Annotated in this window: 18 protein-coding genes; 8 read left to right on the top strand and 10 right to left on the bottom strand. The window is 64.9% G+C overall.

Annotation, left to right across the window (positions count from 1 at the left end):
* Positions 1-276: 276 nt before the first annotated feature.
* The 3 genes from K675_RS0100160 to K675_RS0100150 are packed head-to-tail and all read right to left on the bottom strand — an operon-like array spanning position 277 to position 2,703.
* Complete coding sequence (locus K675_RS0100160) at positions 277-969, bottom strand: pseudouridine synthase (protein WP_017901504.1); 693 nt, start codon at positions 967-969, stop codon at positions 277-279.
* A gap of 38 nt (positions 970-1,007) precedes the next feature.
* Entirely contained in the window at positions 1,008-1,220 is a 213-nt protein-coding gene (locus K675_RS0100155; protein WP_017901503.1) for a cysteine-rich CWC family protein, read from the bottom strand.
* Positions 1,213-2,703, bottom strand: a complete 1,491-nt coding sequence (locus K675_RS0100150; RefSeq protein WP_017901502.1) for a sensor domain-containing diguanylate cyclase — start codon at positions 2,701-2,703, stop codon at positions 1,213-1,215. The genes K675_RS0100155 and K675_RS0100150 overlap by 8 nt, the downstream gene beginning before the upstream one ends.
* A 176-nt stretch (positions 2,704-2,879) precedes the next feature.
* Here K675_RS0100150 and K675_RS0100145 point away from each other — a divergent pair, with 176 nt between their 5' ends.
* Entirely contained in the window at positions 2,880-3,728 is an 849-nt protein-coding gene (locus tag K675_RS0100145; RefSeq protein WP_017901501.1) for a cache domain-containing protein, read from the top strand.
* Positions 3,729-3,900: 172 nt separating this feature from the next.
* On the opposite strand, the gene K675_RS0100140 is transcribed toward K675_RS0100145, so the two are convergent.
* Positions 3,901-5,418: an MDR family MFS transporter gene (locus tag K675_RS0100140; RefSeq protein WP_017901500.1), complete on the bottom strand. Its 1,518-nt coding sequence runs from the start codon at positions 5,416-5,418 to the stop codon at positions 3,901-3,903.
* A gap of 83 nt (positions 5,419-5,501) precedes the next feature.
* Positions 5,502-6,686: a 4-hydroxybenzoate 3-monooxygenase gene (pobA, locus tag K675_RS0100135; RefSeq protein WP_017901499.1), complete on the bottom strand. Its 1,185-nt coding sequence runs from the start codon at positions 6,684-6,686 to the stop codon at positions 5,502-5,504.
* 162 nt (positions 6,687-6,848) lie between these two features.
* Between pobA and K675_RS0100130 the strand changes: the two genes are divergently transcribed.
* Positions 6,849-7,727: a helix-turn-helix domain-containing protein gene (locus tag K675_RS0100130; protein WP_017901498.1), complete on the top strand. Its 879-nt coding sequence runs from the start codon at positions 6,849-6,851 to the stop codon at positions 7,725-7,727.
* 5 nt (positions 7,728-7,732) lie between these two features.
* On the opposite strand, the gene K675_RS33295 is transcribed toward K675_RS0100130, so the two are convergent.
* Together K675_RS33295 and K675_RS0100125 are read right to left on the bottom strand one after the other, a co-directional pair.
* Positions 7,733-7,909 carry a hypothetical protein gene (locus K675_RS33295; RefSeq protein WP_198291596.1) on the bottom strand — a complete coding sequence of 59 codons (177 nt, stop codon included), beginning with the start codon at positions 7,907-7,909 and terminating at the stop codon, positions 7,733-7,735.
* Positions 7,910-7,999: 90 nt separating this feature from the next.
* Positions 8,000-8,905, bottom strand: coding sequence for a LysR family transcriptional regulator (locus K675_RS0100125; RefSeq protein ID WP_026144786.1), 906 nt, complete (start codon positions 8,903-8,905; stop codon positions 8,000-8,002).
* 113 nt (positions 8,906-9,018) lie between these two features.
* Between K675_RS0100125 and K675_RS0100120 the strand changes: the two genes are divergently transcribed.
* Positions 9,019-9,903 (top strand): MBL fold metallo-hydrolase, encoded by an 885-nt coding sequence (locus tag K675_RS0100120; RefSeq protein WP_017901496.1) that lies wholly within the window; start codon positions 9,019-9,021, stop codon positions 9,901-9,903.
* 105 nt (positions 9,904-10,008) lie between these two features.
* A complete protein-coding gene (locus tag K675_RS0100115; RefSeq protein WP_017901495.1) occupies positions 10,009-10,623 on the top strand; it encodes an NAD(P)-dependent oxidoreductase in 615 nt (204 codons plus the stop codon).
* Positions 10,624-10,852: 229 nt separating this feature from the next.
* Here the strand turns inward: K675_RS0100115 and K675_RS0100110 are convergent, their stop codons facing one another.
* Positions 10,853-11,743 (bottom strand): LysR substrate-binding domain-containing protein, encoded by an 891-nt coding sequence (locus K675_RS0100110; protein WP_017901494.1) that lies wholly within the window; start codon positions 11,741-11,743, stop codon positions 10,853-10,855.
* Between the two features lie 138 nt (positions 11,744-11,881).
* Between K675_RS0100110 and K675_RS0100105 the strand changes: the two genes are divergently transcribed.
* On the top strand, positions 11,882-13,519 hold the full coding sequence (locus tag K675_RS0100105; protein WP_017901493.1) for a 5-guanidino-2-oxopentanoate decarboxylase: 1,638 nt from the start codon (positions 11,882-11,884) through the stop codon (positions 13,517-13,519).
* Complete coding sequence (locus K675_RS0100100) at positions 13,519-14,967, top strand: aldehyde dehydrogenase family protein (protein WP_017901492.1); 1,449 nt, start codon at positions 13,519-13,521, stop codon at positions 14,965-14,967. Before K675_RS0100105 ends, K675_RS0100100 begins: the two co-directional genes overlap by 1 nt.
* A 228-nt stretch (positions 14,968-15,195) precedes the next feature.
* On the opposite strand, the gene K675_RS0100095 is transcribed toward K675_RS0100100, so the two are convergent.
* Positions 15,196-16,125: an AraC family transcriptional regulator gene (locus K675_RS0100095; RefSeq protein WP_037006172.1), complete on the bottom strand. Its 930-nt coding sequence runs from the start codon at positions 16,123-16,125 to the stop codon at positions 15,196-15,198.
* A gap of 346 nt (positions 16,126-16,471) precedes the next feature.
* On the opposite strand from K675_RS0100095, the gene K675_RS0100090 reads away from it, so the two are divergent.
* Together K675_RS0100090 and K675_RS0100085 are read left to right on the top strand one after the other, a co-directional pair.
* Positions 16,472-16,837 (top strand): putative quinol monooxygenase, encoded by a 366-nt coding sequence (locus tag K675_RS0100090; protein WP_017901490.1) that lies wholly within the window; start codon positions 16,472-16,474, stop codon positions 16,835-16,837.
* 39 nt (positions 16,838-16,876) lie between these two features.
* Positions 16,877-17,107, top strand: a complete 231-nt coding sequence (locus K675_RS0100085; RefSeq protein ID WP_017901489.1) for a hypothetical protein — start codon at positions 16,877-16,879, stop codon at positions 17,105-17,107.
* 20 nt (positions 17,108-17,127) lie between these two features.
* On the opposite strand, the gene K675_RS0100080 is transcribed toward K675_RS0100085, so the two are convergent.
* Positions 17,128-17,757, bottom strand: a complete 630-nt coding sequence (locus K675_RS0100080; RefSeq protein ID WP_017901488.1) for a flavin reductase family protein — start codon at positions 17,755-17,757, stop codon at positions 17,128-17,130.
* Between the last annotated feature and the right edge of the window lie 453 nt (positions 17,758-18,210).

The following is an 18,210-nucleotide window of genomic DNA, read 5'->3' as shown; positions in this document are numbered from 1 at the left end:
ACTGACTGTGCACGAGATATATGACAGGTAGGCATTTGCCTGGAATTTTCAGCCCATGCCGGTCCGGTGACGCGTTGGCCGGCGGGTGTTGTTATAGGCGGGCAATCGGCCGGAAAGCCAAGGCTGGCAAGCCCTGGCGCCGACAAAAAGTTTTTTCAGCTAGGATGTGACCTGTCAGTCATTTTTTGGCTGACGGTCTGATTCAAGCAGCGGACCGGCGATTGCGCAAGGAGCGATTTGGCATAAGCGGCTCACTTCTGCTCAACGGTATTTGACTCAGATCAGGGCGATTTCATCGGCCGTCAGCGGACGGTACTGTCCGGGGGCGAGTGCGTCGTCGAGTACCAGCGGTCCCATGCGTTCGCGGTGCAGGCGCAGGACCTTGTTGTCGAAGTGGCCGAACATCCTTTTGACCTGGTGATAGCGGCCTTCGACGATGCTCAGCCGGGCGCTGCGTGGTCCCAGCACTTGCAGTTCGGCGGGCTGGGTGGTGAGGTCCTCGAAGGCGAAATACAGGCCTTGGGCGAAGGTCTCGGCGTACCGCGCGCCGATCTCCCGTTCGGTTTCCACGTAGTAGACCTTGGGCAGCTTGGTCGCTGGCTGGGTCAGACGCCGGGACCATTGGCCGTCGTTGGTCAGCAGCATCAGGCCGGTGGTGTTGAAGTCCAGGCGCCCGGCGATGTGCAACTCGTCGACGTTCGTCTCCTGGAGCAGGTCGAGCACGGTGCGGTGCTGTGGGTCGCGGGTCGCGCTGACGCAGCCCTGAGGTTTGTGCAGCATGAAATAGCGTGCCGGGCGACCGGCCTGCAGGATCTCGTCGTCCACTTCGACCCGGCTGAACTCGCGCACTTCATGGTGCGGATCGCCAGTGATCTGGCCGTCCACCCGCACCCGCCGCGCCACCAGCAACAGGCGCACCTGCTGGCGATTGAAACGGGGCAGGTTGCTGAGGAATCGGTCCAGGCGCATGACGGGATGGTCGCGGGAAAACGGGCCGGCATTCTACGTCATGACGACGGCGGCCGCTTGAGCTGTTCATCCACCTGCGCACAACGCGGGCACAGGCAGGCGGCGTTGCGCAGTTCGGCGGGCAGCGCCTCGAGTATGGCCGGGTCGATGTCGACGCTATAGCACCAGCAGGGGCGATCCGCCGTTCGCGGGTCGGCCAGGGTGCAATCGTTGCGGGCCCCACAGGCCGGGCAGCGGCTGGCGTCAGGCATGGGCCGGGCTCGCCACGTCGCTGCAGACGCGGTTGCGGCCACTCTGCTTGGCCCGGTACAGCGCCTGGTCGGCGCGGGCCAGCAGGCTGTGCAGGGTATCGTCGGCGCGCAGCGACGTCAGGCCGATGCTGACGGTCAGTTGCAGGTGCCTGCCGTTGTAGCCGTAGCGTTGCTGTTCGACGTGCTGGCGAATCTTCTCGGCGATCGATTGGGCGCTGGCTCTGTCGGTGTCCTTGAGCAGGACGATGAATTCCTCGCCGCCCCAGCGGCAGATGAGGTCCGATTGGCGCAGGCAGCTTTCCAGGTTACGGGCGAAACCGCTCAGCACCACGTCGCCGGCCAGGTGGCCGTGGCTGTCGTTGAGCTGCTTGAAGTGGTCCAGGTCCAGCAACAGCGCGGCCAGCGGCCTGGGTTCACGCTGGGCTTCGTTGAGGGCCTGGGCCGCCAGCAGGTCGAAGCCGCGCCGGTTGGGCAGGCCGGTGAGGCTGTCGAGGGTCGCCAGGGCCTGGATCTTGCGCTGGTAGCGGTGCACCACGCGGTTGAGCAGGGCCAGCACGATCAGGGTCACTACCAGGCAGATCAGCAGGTTCAGGTACAGCGACTGGCGAATCCCGCTGAGGGCACCGTCTTCGCGCTTGTCGACGAACAGGTACCAGTTCAGTTCCGGAATGAAGCGCACGTTGAGGAAATGCCTCTTGCCGTCCGGTTCGACGTACTCGTAGCTGCCGTCATGGGGCTTGGGCAGTTTGGCCAGCAGGTTCTGCAGGCTCTTCAGGTTGTTCAGCGACTGGCCGACCCGGGCGCCTTCGGGCCCGCCGTCGGCACCGGTGAGCACCAGGCGGCCGAAGTTGTCGACAAAGTACACGCTGCGCTGATAACGCTGCTGGTACCTGTCGATCAGCTTGATCACCGCATCGACCGTCAGACCGACACCGGCCGCGCCGATGAAGTTTTCCTGATAGTCGAACACCTTGTAGTTGATGAAGAACGTCAGGCTGTCATGGTTGGCCAGGTCCGGGTCGACATTGATCTCGTAGGGTTCCTTCATGTCCCGCACGCGGAAGTACCAGAGATCGCGTGGCTCGTTGACGCGGACGTTTTTCAGCACACCCTTGGCCTGGTAGTAGGTCAGGTTGCTGTTGGAGACGAAGAAGGCGGTGTAGGCGCCGTAATGGGTCATGACCTCGTTGAGGTAGCGGGTCATCTGCTGCGGGTCGCGTTCACCGGCCATCACCCAGTCGCGCAGGAAGGTGTCGCGTGCCATCATCGAGGAAATCAGGATCGGCCGGACCAGGTCCTTCTGGATCTCCGAGTACACTGTGTCGGAGGTCAGCGGCAGTTCGGTATTGATGATGCCGTCGCGGATAGAGGCGCGCGAGGCGTAGTAGCTGAGCAGCGAGGTGGCCAGGAAGCCGCAGCCGAGCAGAGCGATCAGCGTCACGACCAGAGAGCGTTGCGAGTAGAGCGCTGAGCGAAACGGCATCACGATTCCATTGGCGGGTGTGCGATGGACGCATTCTAGTGCGCCCCCTGGAAAATAACCGCTCAATTTTGACGGCCATCCCTGGCTGTCGAGGCGACCCCTGTCTGCTGAATGCTTCCGTATAGGCCACGACGGTCTACGCTGCTGGCAGATCAACAGGAATGGGGGATTGCACCATGGGGTTGGGTTTGATTCGGGCCTTGTCAGGCTGCCTGATGCTGTTGTGCCTGGGACCGGTGCTGGCGGCGACCACGCCGGACGACCAGGCGCCGGCGGCCAGGACCCTGCTGGAAAAGGCCCTGGCCTATTACCACGAGCACGGCGACAAGGCGTTTGCCGCTTTCAGCCGCCAGGGCGAATTCGTCGACCGGGACCGTTATGTCTTCGTGGTCGATACCCATGGGGTGATGCTGGCCAGTGGCGGACCGTCCGCGGCGCTGATCGGCCGGGACGTTTCCGAGGTGCTCGGTGAGGATCTGCGCCAGGCCTTCAAGGCCGCGCTGAAGACGCCGGATAACAGCGGGATACAGCAGGCCGAATATCGCTGGCGGAACTGGAAGGATGGCAAGGTCGAGCGCAAGCGGGTGTTCTACCAGCGGGTCGGCGAGCGCATCCTGGCGGTCGGGTATTACCTGCCCAGGGCATCGGCGGAGGAGGCGAGGGCCTTTCTGGCACGGGCGGCGACCGAGCTGGGCAGCAATCGCCAGGGGCTGCTGGATGAGATCAACACCCTGCCGGGCGGTTTCCTGCAGGATGACCTGTATGTCTTCGTGGTGGATCTCAAGACCCGCCGGTACCTGGCTCATGGCAACAACCCGCGATTGATCAATACCGATTTCGGCAAGGTCAGGGACCCCGACGGCAAGCCGGTGGGTGAGCCGATCCTGGCGTTGATGCAGAAGCGGGAGGAGGGCGAGTACGAGTATCGCTGGAAGAACCCGGTGACCGGGAAGATCGAGAACAAGCACACCTACCTCAAGCGGGTCGGGCAACTGCTGGTGGCGGTCGGTTACTACCGCCCTTGAGGGCCAGGAGTGAACCCCAGGGCGGGGGCTTTACCTGTGGCGAGTGGGCTTGCCCACGCTCGGCTGCAAAGCAGCCGTAAATCGGCCCGCTCCGTTCACTTGGCATACCGCGCTCGCAGGCTTTGGGGGCGCCTTGCGCCCCAGCGCGGGCAAGCCCGCTCGCCACAAGCGGTCAGCGGGCCTTGTCTTCCCGGCCACGCAGGACCCGGTTGGGCATGGCGATCGCCGCAGCCAGTCCCAGCAGGGCAACCGCCGCGCTGATCAGCAGCAGGTGGCGGAAGGTCAGCAGCAACTCGGCCCGCAATGCCTCCTGCGCCGGGCCGGAGGCCGCGTTGAGACCGTCGAGCAGGGCGTTGCCCGAGTGGCCCTCACCGAGCACCGCGCCGCTGGCCAGATGAGTCAGCCCCGAGCCCTGCACCAGGGCCAGCAGCAGGGCCGACATCAGTGCCACGCCGACAGCGCCACCCAGGGAACGGAACAGGTTGGTGGTGCTGGTCGCGACGCCGATATCGCGCTGCTCCACCGAGTTCTGCGTGCCCACCAGCGAGGTCGGGAATTGCAGGCCGCCGGCAATGCCGCACAGCAGCATGAACAGGCTGCTCGGCAGCACCGCCTGGGGCGGGGTGAAGGCCATGCCGAGAATGGCCAGCGGCATCAGCAGCGCGCCACTGAGGATCAATGGCTTGTAGTAGCCGGTCACCGAGGTCATGCGTCCGGCGAAGTAGGCGCCCATCGGCAGGCCCATCGCCAGCGGCAGCAGGTGTAGCGCCGCACTGTCGGCACCGGCGCCGGTCACGCTCTGGAAGCGCAGCGGCATCAGCACGGTCAGTGAGATCGCCTGGAAGCTGGTGAAGAAGACCGTGCACCAGCACAGCACGGCATTGCGGTTGAGGAACAGGTGCATCGGCAGCAGCGGTTCGAGGGCGCGCCGTTCGTGCAGGACGAACAGCGTCAGGCCCACCACCGCCGTGGCCAGCAACCCGAGCACGTCGCTATCGTTCCAGTGGTAGCCCTGGCCGATCCGGGTGATGCCCAGCAGCAGGGCCGTCAGGCCGATGACCATCAACACGGTACCCAGGTAGTCGATGATCGGCTTGCGCTGTGGCACCGGCAGTCCGACCAGCACCCGATGGGCGACCCACGAGGCCGTCAGCCCGAGCGGCAGGTTGATCAGGAACACCCAGCGCCACGACAGGTATTCGGTCATGTAGCCGCCCAGCACCGGGCCGGCGACGCTGGCCAGCGCATACATGCTGCTGAAGTAGCCCTGGTAGCGACCGCGTTCGCGTGGTGGCACGACGTCGCCGATGATCGCCTGGCTGACCGAGACCATGCCACCGGCCCCGATGCCCTGGATGATCCGTGCCAGCACCAACTGCTCCATGCTCTGGGCCAGGCCGCAGAACAGCGAGGCCAGGGTGAACAGGCCCATGCCGAACAGCATCAGCCGGCGGCGGCCATAGAGGTCGCCGAGCTTGCCGTAGATCGGCACGGCCACGGTCATGGCGACCATGTAGCCGGAAATCACCCAGGCCAGCAGGCCGACATCCTTGAACTGGGCGGAAATGGCCGGCATCGAGACCGCGACGATGGTCTGGTCGAGGGCGCCGAGGAAAATCGCCAGCATCAGGGCGATCAGTATGCTGCGAATCGCCGGCTTCGTCTGGCCGGGCTGATTGAGGTTGGTCACGGTATAACCTGCACGCGGAAGTGGGCCCGCACACGGGCAGTGGTGTGTGTGCGGGGATGCGTGTCAGTTTACTCGATAGCTTGCTATTCGATAGCCTCGTAAGGAAGGCCGACGTAGTTTTCCGCGATGGTCCGACGTCCGGCTTCGGAACTGACGAAGTACTCCAGTTCGGTCTGCTGCAAGCGCTGGCTGAAGGCATCGGTATCGGGGAAACGATGCAGGATCGAGGTCATCCACCAGGAAAAGCGCTCGGCCTTCCACACCCGCCGCAAACAGATCTGCGAGTACTGTTCCAGCAACTCGCGGCGCCCTTCCCGGTAGACCTTGAGCAGGATGTCGAACAGCGTGCTGACATCGCTGGCCGCCAGGTTCAGGCCCTTGGCGCCGGTGGGCGGGACGATGTGGGCGGCGTCGCCGACCAGGAACATCCGGCCGTACTGCATGGGCTCGACCACGAAGCTGCGCAGCGGCGCAATGCTCTTCTCGATCGACGGACCGGTCACCAGGCTCCGGGCCAGGCTGTCCGGCAGGCGCGCCTTGAGTTCGTCCCAGAAGCGCGCGTCGGACCAGTCCTCGACCTGCTCGTCGGCCGGTACCTGCACGTAGTAGCGGGTACGGGTCGGCGAACGCATGCTGCACAGGGCGAAACCGCGCTCGTGATTGGCGTAGACCAGTTCCTCGCTGACTGGCGGGGTGTCGGCGAGAATCCCCAGCCAGCCGAAGGGGTAGACCCGCTCGAAGACCTTCAGCGACTCGGCCGGGATCGACTGCCGGGCCACACCGTGGAAACCGTCGCAGCCGGCGATGTAGTCGCAGTCCAGGCGGTGGACCTGGCCGTCCTTCTCGTAGGTCAGCCAGGGCGCGTCGGTCTTCATGCCGTGGGGGCGCACGTTGTCGGCAGAATAGATCGTCCGCGCCCCGGCGGCATCGCGGGCGGCCATCAGGTCGCGGGTGACTTCGGTCTGGCCGTAGATCATCACGCTCTTGCCGCCGGTCAGGGTCTTGAGATCGATATGCACCCGGCGCCCGTCGAATGCCAGTTCGAAGCCACCGTGCACCAGGCCCTCGGCATCCATCCGGCGATGGACGCCGGCCTGGCGCAGCAGGTCGACCATGCCCTGTTCCAGCACGCCGGCGCGGATGCGTCCCAGTACATATTCCGGGGTCTGGCGCTCGATGATCACGGTGTCGATGCCGGCGTTGTGCAGCAACTGGCCGAGCAGCAGGCCGGACGGACCGGCACCGATAATGGCGACTTGAGTTTTCATTGTTGTTCTCTCTGCAAGCTTCACGCGGTGTGCCGGTGAGTGGATTGTTATGATTTGTGCCTGCATTTTTCGCTTGAAAAAGTCGCTTTAGAAGGTGAAAACTGCGCCTTTACCGGTACTTTTCAACAATAAGGGCGATTATCGCCCAAGGCTCATGCACCGATGGAAAAGCCAGTGGCGACACCGATCCCGGTGTTCAAGCTCTACGGGGAGAACCAGGACTGGGTTGCCCCGGACCTGTTGCACTGCGAGACCATTCCCAAGCGCAGCCGCCTGCATCATTGGGAAATCCAGCCGCACCGGCATGCCGATCTGTGCCAGTTGCTGTTTCTCAACAAGGGCCAGGCCCGAGTCGATATCGAGGGACAGCGCAGTACCCTGCGCGAGTCGGCGATCCAGGTGGTGCCGCCCTTGTGCGTGCACGGTTTCCAGTTTTCCGAAAACATCGACGGCCATGTGCTGACCCTGGCCGCACCGCTGGTGGCGCAACTGCAGCAGCAACTGGGCAGTTCGCCGGACGCGCTGGCGCGGGCCGCGAGTTATCCGGCGGGGCGTGACCGAGCCTACCTCAACCGACTGTTCAGTGCCCTGCAGAGCGAGTACGCGGCGAACCAGCCAGCGCGGGACCTGCTCCTGCGCTCGCTGGTCAGCGTGTTGCTGGTGTGGCTCAGTCGCCAGGTGATCCGCCGTGAGGCGGCCGGCCAGTCACCCGAGCGTGGGCGTGAGTACCTCAGCCGTTTCAGTGGGCTGGTCGAGGTGCATTTTCGTGAACACCCGACGGTCGAGCAGTTGTCCCACCAGGTCGGAATATCCGTGGCGCACCTGAACAGTATCTGCCGGGAGTGGGCGGGGCAATCGGCCTTGCAGATGATCCACCAGCGGCTGTTGCTGGAGGCCAAGCGCAACCTGATCTACACACGCATGAGCGTCAGCCGGGTGGCGGATGAACTGGGTTTTGCCGACCCGGCCTATTTTGCCCGGTTCTTCCGCCGCATGACCGGGCTTTCGCCCAGTGCCTTTCGCGCCGATACCGACCGCTAGAGCCCTTATCGCAAGGCGCTCAGGCTCGCGGTGTGCGGCACGCAGTGCTCAAGGTTGCAGGTGGCGACCGTGTGGGGTGTCTGCCGGATCTGTTCAACCCGCCAGGCGGCGGTGGCATACAGGGCCAGGACGGCGCTGATGGCAAGTACGGCGGCGCATTTTCTTGTTCTGAGAATATTCATGACGCAGACCTCTGACTGTCGAACCGGGTTCGCTAGAAGTACTGAGTACAAGACTAGGCCAGTTGCCGCGACTTGCCAGCTTTGCGCGGCTCAGAGGTCCTTGTCCCAGGCCGGCGTTTCCGGAAAGCGCACCACCAGGAAGTCGAGCATGCTGCGCAGCGTCGCCGGCATGTGCTTGCGCGAGGCGTACACGGCGTACATGTCCATGGTCCGCGGTTCGGCATGGGCCAGCAGGCGCACCAGCTCACCGCTGCGCAGGTACTCCCAGGCCTGGTAGGTGGGCAGCATCGAGATGCCGGCGCCAGCCACGGCGGCACGCAACAGGGTGCTGGCCTCGTTCGCGCTGATATTGCCCTGCACCGGTACCGACACCTGTTCGCCATCCTGTTCGAAGTGCCAGAGGCTCTTGCCGAAATAGGAATGCGTCAGGCAGTTGTAGCGGCTCAGGTCCTCCACCCGCTGCGGCGCCGGGTGCTCGCGCAGGTAGGCTGGCGAGGCGCAGATCACCGAGCGGCAGACTGTCAGCCGCCGGGCAATGAGGTTCGGGTCCAGGTCGTTGCTGGCGCGGATCGCCAGGTCGATGCGCTCGTCCACCAGGTTGACGGTGCGGTCGAGCATCTGCAGGTCGACGTTGACGCCGGGGAAACGCCGGACGTACTCGGTCATCGCGTCGGCGAACTGGGCCTGGCCGAACGAGGTGCTGACACTGATCCGCAGCAGGCCGCGGGGCGCTTCGTCGGGAATGCTCACGGCCGCCTGCATGTCGCCGGACAGCTCCAGCAGTTGCCGGCAGCGCGGCAGGGTTTCGGTGCCGGCGGCGGTCAGGCTCAGCTTGCGCGTGGTGCGGTGCATCAGCCGCGCACCGATCCAGTCCTCCAGTTCCGCCAGGTAGCGCGAGACCACCGGGCGTGACAGTTCCAGGTGGTCAGCGGCCGCCGACTGGCTGCCCAGGTCCACCACCGTGACGAATACCCGCATTGCCGTAAGACGGTCCATGATTTGCTCGCTTTGAGAAACAAACTATGTCCCAGCATCGCATTTTTTGTATCGGTTCGGGCAACTAAGCTCTGTCCATCGCCTATCAAGGCCAATAGATGACGGAGCAGCACATGATCGGATTCACCTCACTTCGCCGCCTCCTGCTCGCCAGCGCGGTGCTGGGTTTCACGGCCCATGCGGCGGCGGCCCAGCCGGCCCTGACCCTGGATGTCTACAACCCCGGCACGGCGGCGATTTTCCCGGTCAGCTCGGTGCTGGTCAGTGGCGAACGGGACGCGATCCTGGTCGATGCCCAGTTCGGCAAGTCCCAGGCCGAGCAGGTGGTGGAGAAGATCCGCGCCAGCGGCAAGCAACTGACCACCATCTACATCAGTCATGGTGACCCGGACTACTACTTCGGCCTGGACACCATCATCCGGGCCTTCCCCAAGGCCAAGGTGCTGGCGTCGGCGCCGACCGTGGCGCACATCAAAGCCACCGTCGACGGCAAGCTGGCGTTCTGGGGCCCGAAAATGGGGGCCGACGTTCCCGCCAAGACCATCGTTCCCGAGGTACTCGAGGGCAATCGGTTGATGCTGGAAGGGCGTGAACTGGACGTCATCGGCCTGGATGGCCCGCAGCCGGATCGCAGCTTTGTGTGGATCCCGTCGCTGAAGGCGGTGGTTGGCGGCGTGGTGGTGGCGCAGGGCATCCATGTGTGGATGGCCGACACCCAGACGGCCCAATCCCACCAGGATTGGTTGGCGACGCTGCAACGGATTCAGGCGCTGCAACCGAAGGTCCTGGTGCCGGGCCACTACCTCGGCGACGGCCCGCACGCGGTGGCCGCCGCGCAGTTCACGGCGGACTACATCAAGGCCTTCGACGAGGAAACGGCCAAGGCCAAGGACTCGGCGCAACTGATCGCGGCGATGAAGCAGCGTTATCCGGACCTGGGCGAGGAGTCCTCGCTGGAGCTCAGCGCCAAGGTCGCCAAGGGCGAGATGAAGTGGTGAGCCGATTTGGCCACTGACGGAAATTTTTTTGGATCAACCGTCCTGTTCCCAAGGCAGGACGACCCCTCGACGCACAGCGTCATTCGATTGGAACTGGAGAGTGTCATGAGCAAGATTGCAATCATCGGTGCCACCGGTCGTGCCGGTAGCCAACTGCTGGAAGAAGCCCTGCGTCGTGGTCACAGCGTGACCGCCATTGCCCGTAATCCGGCGAGCATCGGCACGCGTGCCGGCGTCGTCACCAAGGCGGTCGATGCCCTCGATGCCGCAGCGCTGGAAGCAGCGATTGCCGGTCACGACGTGGTGATCAGCGCCGCGCATTTCTCCACCCTGCCGGCTGCGGCGGTGATCGGGCCGGTGAAGAAGGCCGGGGTCAAGCGCCTGCTGGTGGTCGGTGGGGCCGGTTCGCTGTTGCTGCCGGACGACAGCCGGGTCATCGACAGCCCCGATTTCCCGCCGGAGTACAAGGCCGAGGCCAGTGGCGGTGCGGCGTTCCTGGAGACCCTGCGCCAGGAGAAGGAACTGGACTGGACCTTCCTGTCGCCCTCGGCGGAGTTCGTCGAAGGTGAGCGTACCGGCAGCTTCCGTCTGGGCAAGGATCACTTGCTGGTGAGCGCCGAAGGCCGCAGTTGGATCACCTTCGCCGACTACGCCATTGCGCTGCTGGATGAAATCGAAAAGCCCGCCCACTCGCGTCAGCGTTTCGCCGTCGGTTACTGAGCCTGTCCCGGGGTGGCTGGATGGCCGCCTTCGGCGGATCGCCAGCAAGCCGGCTCCCACCGTTCTGCGCCGTACACAAGACAGGTGCTCGACGCGGATATTGTGGGGACTGGCTTGCTGTGGGGCTCCCACCTGTTCTGCGCCGCACCTCTGTTGTGTACGACGCAGAATCTGTGGGAGCCGGCTTGCTGGCGATAGCGATCCATCAGCCAACCACGATGTATTGCTCCTACACCTCTGTTCGCCGCACCGCCTGCCCCACCAGCCATTCCCGTAATTCATGCACTGCCGCCGTCCCCTCCGAACGCTTCGGATACGTCAGGTAGTACGCCTGTCCGGTCCGCACCCGCAATTCGAACGGCATCATCAGCCGCCCGGCACTCAGGTCCTCGCCGATCAATGCCCAATCCCCGATTGCCACCCCCGTACCCTGCGACGCCAGGGACATCGCCACGTCCATGGTCTCCAGGTGCTGGCCCTGGCCGATATTGCCCAGGCTGACCCCGGCCGCGTCGAGCCAGGTCTGCCAGTCCTGCCGGTCCAACGTGGGGTGCAGCAGGGTGTGATGCTCCAGGTCGCCGACCTGCTCCAGTGCGATCGCGCCATGCTTCAGCTGTGGTGAGCAAACCGGTGTCAGTTGTTCGTCGAACAGATGATGAGCGGTCATCGACGGCCCTGGCGGGGCGCCATAGATCACCGCCACATCGAAGTCCTCGCGCCGGAAGTCGACCCCGTGCTGCAGGCTGGTGGTCAGTTCCACCGGCACGTCCGGACGTTCCTTGCGCCATTGCAGCAGGCGCGGCAGCAGCCAGCGGATCATGCAGATCGGTGCCTTGAGTTTCAGCGCCGGACGCTGGGCGCCCACTTGTTCCACCGCCTCCTCGATCTGGCGGAACACTTGCCGTATCCGCGGAAACAGCTCGCGCCCCTGGGGCGTCAGGCTCAGCCCGCGGGCCTGGCGCTGGAACAGCGCATAGCCCAGGTGCTGCTCCAGCCCGGCGATCTGCCGGCTCACCGCGCCCTGGGTGATGTGCAACTGCTCGGCTGCACGGGTGAAGTTGCAGCACTGGGCGGTGATCAGAAAGGTATGCAGCGCCGGCAGTGGTGGAAGACGTTTCATGGCGGACCCAGGCATGACGACAGGACATGGCTAGTATGACTATTTTTGCGTTGTGCCCGCCATCGCCCAGACGCTCCAATAACACCACCGCCGTGGCCTGCGCTGCCACGGTCAAGACGAACAACAAGGGTGGAACCGATGGCGACGTGCGGCGAAGTATTGGTCAAGTTATTGGAGGGCTATGGGGTCGAGCAGGTGTTCGGCATTCCCGGCGTGCATACCGTGGAGCTGTATCGCGGCCTGGCCGCGTCGCGCATCGAGCACATCACCCCGCGCCATGAGCAGGGCGCCGGCTTCATGGCCGACGGCTATGCACGGACCAGCGGCAAGCCCGGTGTGTGTTTCATCATCACCGGCCCCGGCATGACCAATATCGCCACCGCGATGGGCCAGGCCTATGCCGATTCGATCCCCATGCTGGTGATCTCCAGCGTGCAGTCGCGCAGCCAGTTGGGCGGCGGCCGTGGCAAGCTCCACGAGTTGCCGAACCAGAGCACGCTGGTGGCCGGCGTGGCGGCGTTCTCCCACACCCTGATGTCGGCGGCGGAACTGCCCGCGGTGCTGGCCCGGGCGTTTGCCCTGTTCCAGGCCGGGCGGCCGCGTCCTGTGCATATCGAGATCCCGCTCGATGTGCTGGTGGAAAACGCCGACGCCCTGCTCGACAGCCAGCCGGTGAATATTGCCCGCGCCGGTGCGGCCCCGGCCGCGGTGGCGCAGATGGTGGAATGGATCGCCACCGCCAGACGTCCGCTGATCCTCGCCGGCGGCGGCGCCATCGACGCGGCACCCGCGTTGACCCGGCTTGCCGAGCGGCTCGATGCACCGGTCGCCCTGACCATCAACGCCAAGGGCATGTTGCCGGGCGGGCACCCACTGCTGATCGGTTCGACCCAGTCCCTGGTCGCCACCCGCGCCCTGGTGGCCGAGGCCGATGTGGTGCTGGCGATCGGCACCGAGCTGGCGGAAACCGACTATGACATCACCTTTGCCGGCGGCTTCGAGATTCCCGGTATCCTGCTGCGCATCGATATCGACCCGGACCAGACCGTACGCAACTATCCGCCCAGGGTCGCGCTGGTGTCCGACTCGCAGGTGGCGGCCGAGGCGCTGCTCGCCGCGTTCGAGGGCCGGGAGCTGGCCCCGCGCCGCGACGACTGGGGACATCGCCGTGCCGCCATCCTGCGGGCCGAAATCGACCGCCTATGGGATGCGCCGACCCGCGCCCAGACCCGTTTCCTCGAAACCATTCTCGACGTACTGCCGGAAGCGGTGCTGGTGGGCGATTCGACCCAGCCGGTGTACACCGGCAACCTGACCCTGAACCCGCGGCAGGCGCGGCGCTGGTTCAACGCCTCGACCGGCTACGGCACCCTCGGCTACGCCTTGCCGGCGGCGATCGGTGCCTGGCTCGGGCGTGCCTCGCGGCGTGAGGCGCGCGGCGCGGTGGTCTGCCTGATCGGCGACGGCGGCCTGCAATTCACCCTGCCGGAACTGGCCAGTGCGGTGGAGGCGAGCACGCCGGTGATCGTCCTGCTGTGGAATAACCAGGGGTATGAAGAGATCAAGCGCTACATGGTCAATCGCGCCATCACTCCGGTGGGCGTGGACATCCATACCCCGGACTTCGTTGCGGTCGCCCGGGGCCTGGGCTGCGCCGCCGAGGCGGCCAGCACCGAGGACAGCCTGCGCAACGCCTTGCGGACGGCGGCAGGGCGTTCGGGGCCGACGCTGATTGAAATCGACCAGACTCTGTGGATGAAAGGAATGGTGCTGTGATGAAAGCGCAAATGAATCAGGACGGCCTCTACATCGACGGCCAGTGGCGTTCCGGCAGCGAGCAGTTGCGGGTGATCAACCCGGCCACCGAAGCCCTGCTCGGCAGCGTCTCCGGTGGCGACGAACAGGCGGTGGGGCAGGCGGTGACGGCGGCGGTGCGGGCGTTCGCCGGTTGGTCGGCGAGCAGCGGTGCCGAGCGCGGCGCGGTGCTGCGCAGGGTTGCCGAAGGCGTGCGCGAGCGCCGGGAAACACTGGTCCGCCTGCAATCGACCAACAACGGCAAGCCGCTGTTCGAGGCGGCCATCGATGTCGATGACGTGATCGCTACCTTCGAATACTACGCCACTCTGGCCGAGGCCCTGGACGAGCGGCAGGATCAGGACGTGGCGCTGCCCAGCGACGATTTCGCCGCCCGTGTGCGCCGTGAGCCGTGTGGCGTGGTCGGCTTGATCGTGCCCTGGAACTTCCCGATGGTCACCACCGCCTGGAAGCTCGCGCCTGCCTTGGCGGCGGGCTGCTGCGTGGTGCTCAAGCCGTCGGAGGTCACGCCATTGCCGGAGCTGGAACTGGCCGCGGTCATCGCTGAAAGCGGTTTGCCGGCCGGGGTGTTCAACCTCGTCTGCGGTACCGGACTGGCGGTGGGGGCGCCGCTTGCGGCCGATCCGCGGGTGGCGAAGATCTCCTTCACCGGCAGCAATGCGGTGGGCGTCCAGGTGATGCAACGGGCGGCGGAAACGATCAAGGGTGTCAGCCTGGAACTGGGGGGCAAATCTTCGCTGCTGGTCATGGCCGATGCCGACCTCGACCTGGCGGTGGAAATCGCCAGTGGTGGCGCGTTCTTCAATGCCGGGCAGATGTGTTCGGCGACCAGCCGGGTGCTGGTCGCCGACGAGATCGCCGACGCGTTCCTGCTGCGCCTGAAGGCACGGGCCGAAACCATTCGCGTGGCCGACCCGTTCGATCCCGAGGTGGAGATGGGAGCGCTGGTCAACCAGGCGCAGTACCAGCGGGTGCTGGGGCATATCGATCGCGGCCTGAGCACGGGTGCGCGCCTGGTTTGTGGTGGTGGGCGGCCGCCGGCCTTGTCCCGCGGCTATTTCCTGCAACCGACGGTGTTTACCGAGGTGCCGCTGGACAGCGCGTTGTGGCGCGAGGAAATCTTCGGGCCGGTGGTGTGCGTGCGCAGTTTCGCCAGCGAGGCCGAGGCGGTCGCCCTGGCCAATGACAGTGAGTTTGGCCTGGTGGCGAGTGTCGTCACCACCGATGGCGAGGCGGCGGACCGCATTGCCAATGCCTTGCAGGCGGGCCTGGTGTGGATCAATGCGCCGCAGGTGATCTTCCCGCAGACCGCGTGGGGCGGCTACAAGAAGAGCAGCCTGGGCCGTGAGCTGGGGCCCTGGGGGCTACAGGCGTTCCAGGAGATCAAGCACGTGGTGCGGGCCCGCTGAACGCGGTGCTCCCGTTCGCGGATAAATCCGGCTTCCACGGTTTTGCGGCGTCTGCCGTAATCCCTGGGAGCCTGTTGTGCCGCTCATCGGCGATGAATCAAAGACAGTCGGCTCCCACAGGTTTCTGGTGCACACGAAATTGTGCCTGGCGCTAATTACTGTGGGAGTCGGATTTATCCGCGAACAGCGCCCGAGAAAGCTCCGCCCTGGTCCCAATCACCCTGCACTTCAGACACTCTGGCGCAGCCGCGCCAGGTCCCGCAGCGGCGGGGCACCGAACAGCCGGCTGTACTCGCGGCTGAACTGCGACGGGCTCTCGTAGCCGACCCGATACCCCGCCGCCGAGGCGTCCAGCCCCTGCGCGAGCATCAACCGCCGCGCTTCCTGCAGGCGCAACTGTTTCTGGTATTGCAGCGGGCTCATGGCGGTCATCGCCTTGAACCGGTGATGCAGCGTCGAGACACTCAGGTTGACCTCGCGCGCCAGGTCATCGATGCGCAAAGGCTGCTCGAAGTTGGCGTTCAGCCACTTGATCGCCTGGTTCACCCGATGACCCTGGCTGTTGGCGATGGCGATCTCATAGAGGCGATGGCCCTGCGGGCTGCGCAGCAGCCGATAGAGGATCTCCCGGCGCACCAGCGGCGCGAGCATGGGAATGTCCTTGGGCGTATCGAGCAGCCGAGCCAGACGCAGCAGGGCGTCGAACATCTGGGTATCCACCCGTTCGACATACAGCCCCAGCCCCGTTGGTCGAGTGGGCACGCTCAGGGGACCGGCCTCGGCGATCAGCGCACTGATTTCGTTCGGGTCGATATCCAGGCGCAGGGCCAGGATCGGCGACTCGGGCGTGACATTGACCACCCGCCCGGCGAGGGGCATGGACACCGACACCACCAGGTAGTGCAGCGGGTCATAGATGAAGTGGCCGTCGCCCAGGCGAATTTCCTTGCGGCCCTGGGCCATGATGCACAGTGCCGGTTGCGCGAGGACGGGGGCGAAATCATAGGGATGGCTGTGGCGCCCCAGCACCAGCGAGCCGACGGCGGTCTGGAAGTTGCCGTCCTCGATGGCGTGGCGGCGAATGATATCGGCCAGTTCCAGGCGCTGCCTTTCCATCTCCGGGGGGATCGGTTCTTGCGGAAGTTCGGACAGTGGCATGCAGAATCCCCTCGGAAAGTCACGTTCAACGAGGCATAGCTTAAGTTTGGGCAAGGGCGATCGCCAGCCGGATCCTGCGCAATTCTTGCCTGATCCTGCCGCGAGCTCATGTGACCGCCAAGTGACTGCCCTGACCGGGGAGTAGGCTTGCTCAAAACTGTGAAGTATTGTGCCAGATGCCGAATGGCGGCTGCCCGAGAGGGTTGGGGCGCTCCGGCAGGATTGTGCAATAAGCCGACAGGAATCGACTAACGACCGCTCGCCGGGAGCACTAATCTATGTTCCCGTCGCCGTCATCCCGGCGGTCGATGGCGCGAGAACAACATTCCTTTCGGGAGAGCCGAGCATGTCCAAGCATATCCCTGTCAGTCACATGGCCTTCGTTCGCGCACGTCCGGGGCGCTCCGCCGAGCTGGGTGCCCGTTTGAGCAGCCTGATCGAGCCGTCCCGCCAGGCACCCGGTTGCCTGCAGTTCTCCCTGCAGCATTCGCTGGCCGATGCCGATCTCTGGGTGGTGTCCGGTTTCTGGGTCAACCAGCCGGCGATGACCGCCTATTTCAACACCCCGGCCATGCAGGTGTTCGCCGAGCTGGTGCAGGACCTGGTGGTCGACAGTCTGGATTTCCACACCTTCAGCGAGGTGTCGGCTGCCCGTGCCCAGTGCGATTATCACCTGTCCAGTGCAGGTTCCCTGCAACGGCTGGCCAGCTGATCTAGAATGCCGGCCGATCAATTGGCCGGGATAAAAGGCATGGCACGTAGAGAGTTTGCACAGTTTGAAGCAGTTTCAGCCGCCGTTCGCGGCGAGGCCGGTTACCACGCCGCCATTGCGGTAAAGGCCCTGGGTGGTTTCGAGCCTCCGCGCTTTCATAAAATCCTTGCCGACCAGACCTTCGGAACCGCCCTCGAGGCCGACCAGGCCGCCGAGCTGGAGCTGGCGCGGCTGGCCGACGTCGACACCGAGGGCGGGCTGTCCTGGTGACTGGGCCGCTGCGCCAGTGATCAGTTGGTCACTTGTGGGCGATACATCCTGAACAGCGCCTCCGGACCCAACTGGAAATAGTCCGCCGGACCGCCGCCCCGCAGGATCGGCTCGGCGGCGGCGGTGTCGTAGATCCCCTCCTTGAGCAGGTGCCGGGCGATATGCACGGCGACCACTTCGCCGAGGATCAGCCAGCTGGGTACCAGGGCCTGGTCGGCGCGTTGCAGTTGAATGATCTGGGTGACCTTGCATTCGAAGGACACCGGGCTTTCCTGTACCCGTGGCACGCTGATGACTTTCGATGCCACGGGCGTCAGGCCGGCCAGTTGGAACTCATCGACGTCCGCAGGCACGGCGGCGCAGCTCTGGTTCATCGCCTCGGCCAGCGGGCGGGTGGCGAGGTTCCAGGCGAATTCGCCGGTCTGTTCGATGTTGTTCAGGCTGTCTTTGCGGCCGACGCTGGAGAAGCCGATGATGGGTGGGATGTAGTTGAAGGCGTTGAAGAAACTGTAGGGCGCCAGGTTCAGCCGGCCTTCGGTGTCCTGTGAAGAGATCCAGCCGATGGGGCGCGGGCCGACGATGGCGTTGAACGGATCGTGGGGCAGGCCGTGGCCGTTGGCGGGTTCGTAGTAGTGGATATCGTCAGGCATGGTTCGCGGGTTCCGCAGGGAAATCGGGGACCGACAGTGTGCTTGGCATCGCGTGTAAAGGCGATAGGCAGTTCGCAGGTGTGGTTCTGTGTGGAGCGGATTGCAGGTTTCCCTTTGAGGGATTTTCTATAGGGCTGCAGGTTCTCGCCAGGGTTGCAGATATCCCAGGTGGCGAGCGGGCTTGCCCGCGCTCGAGCGCGAAGCGGTCGTAATCCGGAGGCACGGGTTTTTCTGGCGGATCGCGGAGCCTGTTTTTTAGGGCCGCTGCGCAGCCCAGCGGGGGCAAGCCCCCTCGCCACACGGGATTTTCCTTGTCTCCAGAAATGACTAAGCCCGGCCAAGGCCGGGCTGTGATGCCATCTGGTCTGCTTAGCTGATTGCTGCAGCGCCAGGAGTCTTGTCGTAGCCGTCAGCGGCGATAGCGTTGGCGCCAGGAGTCTTGTCGTAGCCATC

This window comes from Pseudomonas fuscovaginae SE-1 (assembly GCF_000364705.1).
Lineage (GTDB): Bacteria > Pseudomonadota > Gammaproteobacteria > Pseudomonadales > Pseudomonadaceae > Aquipseudomonas > Aquipseudomonas fuscovaginae_A.
Note: the sequence above shows the minus strand (reverse complement) of the source record. Positions and strands in the feature narration are given on the sequence as shown.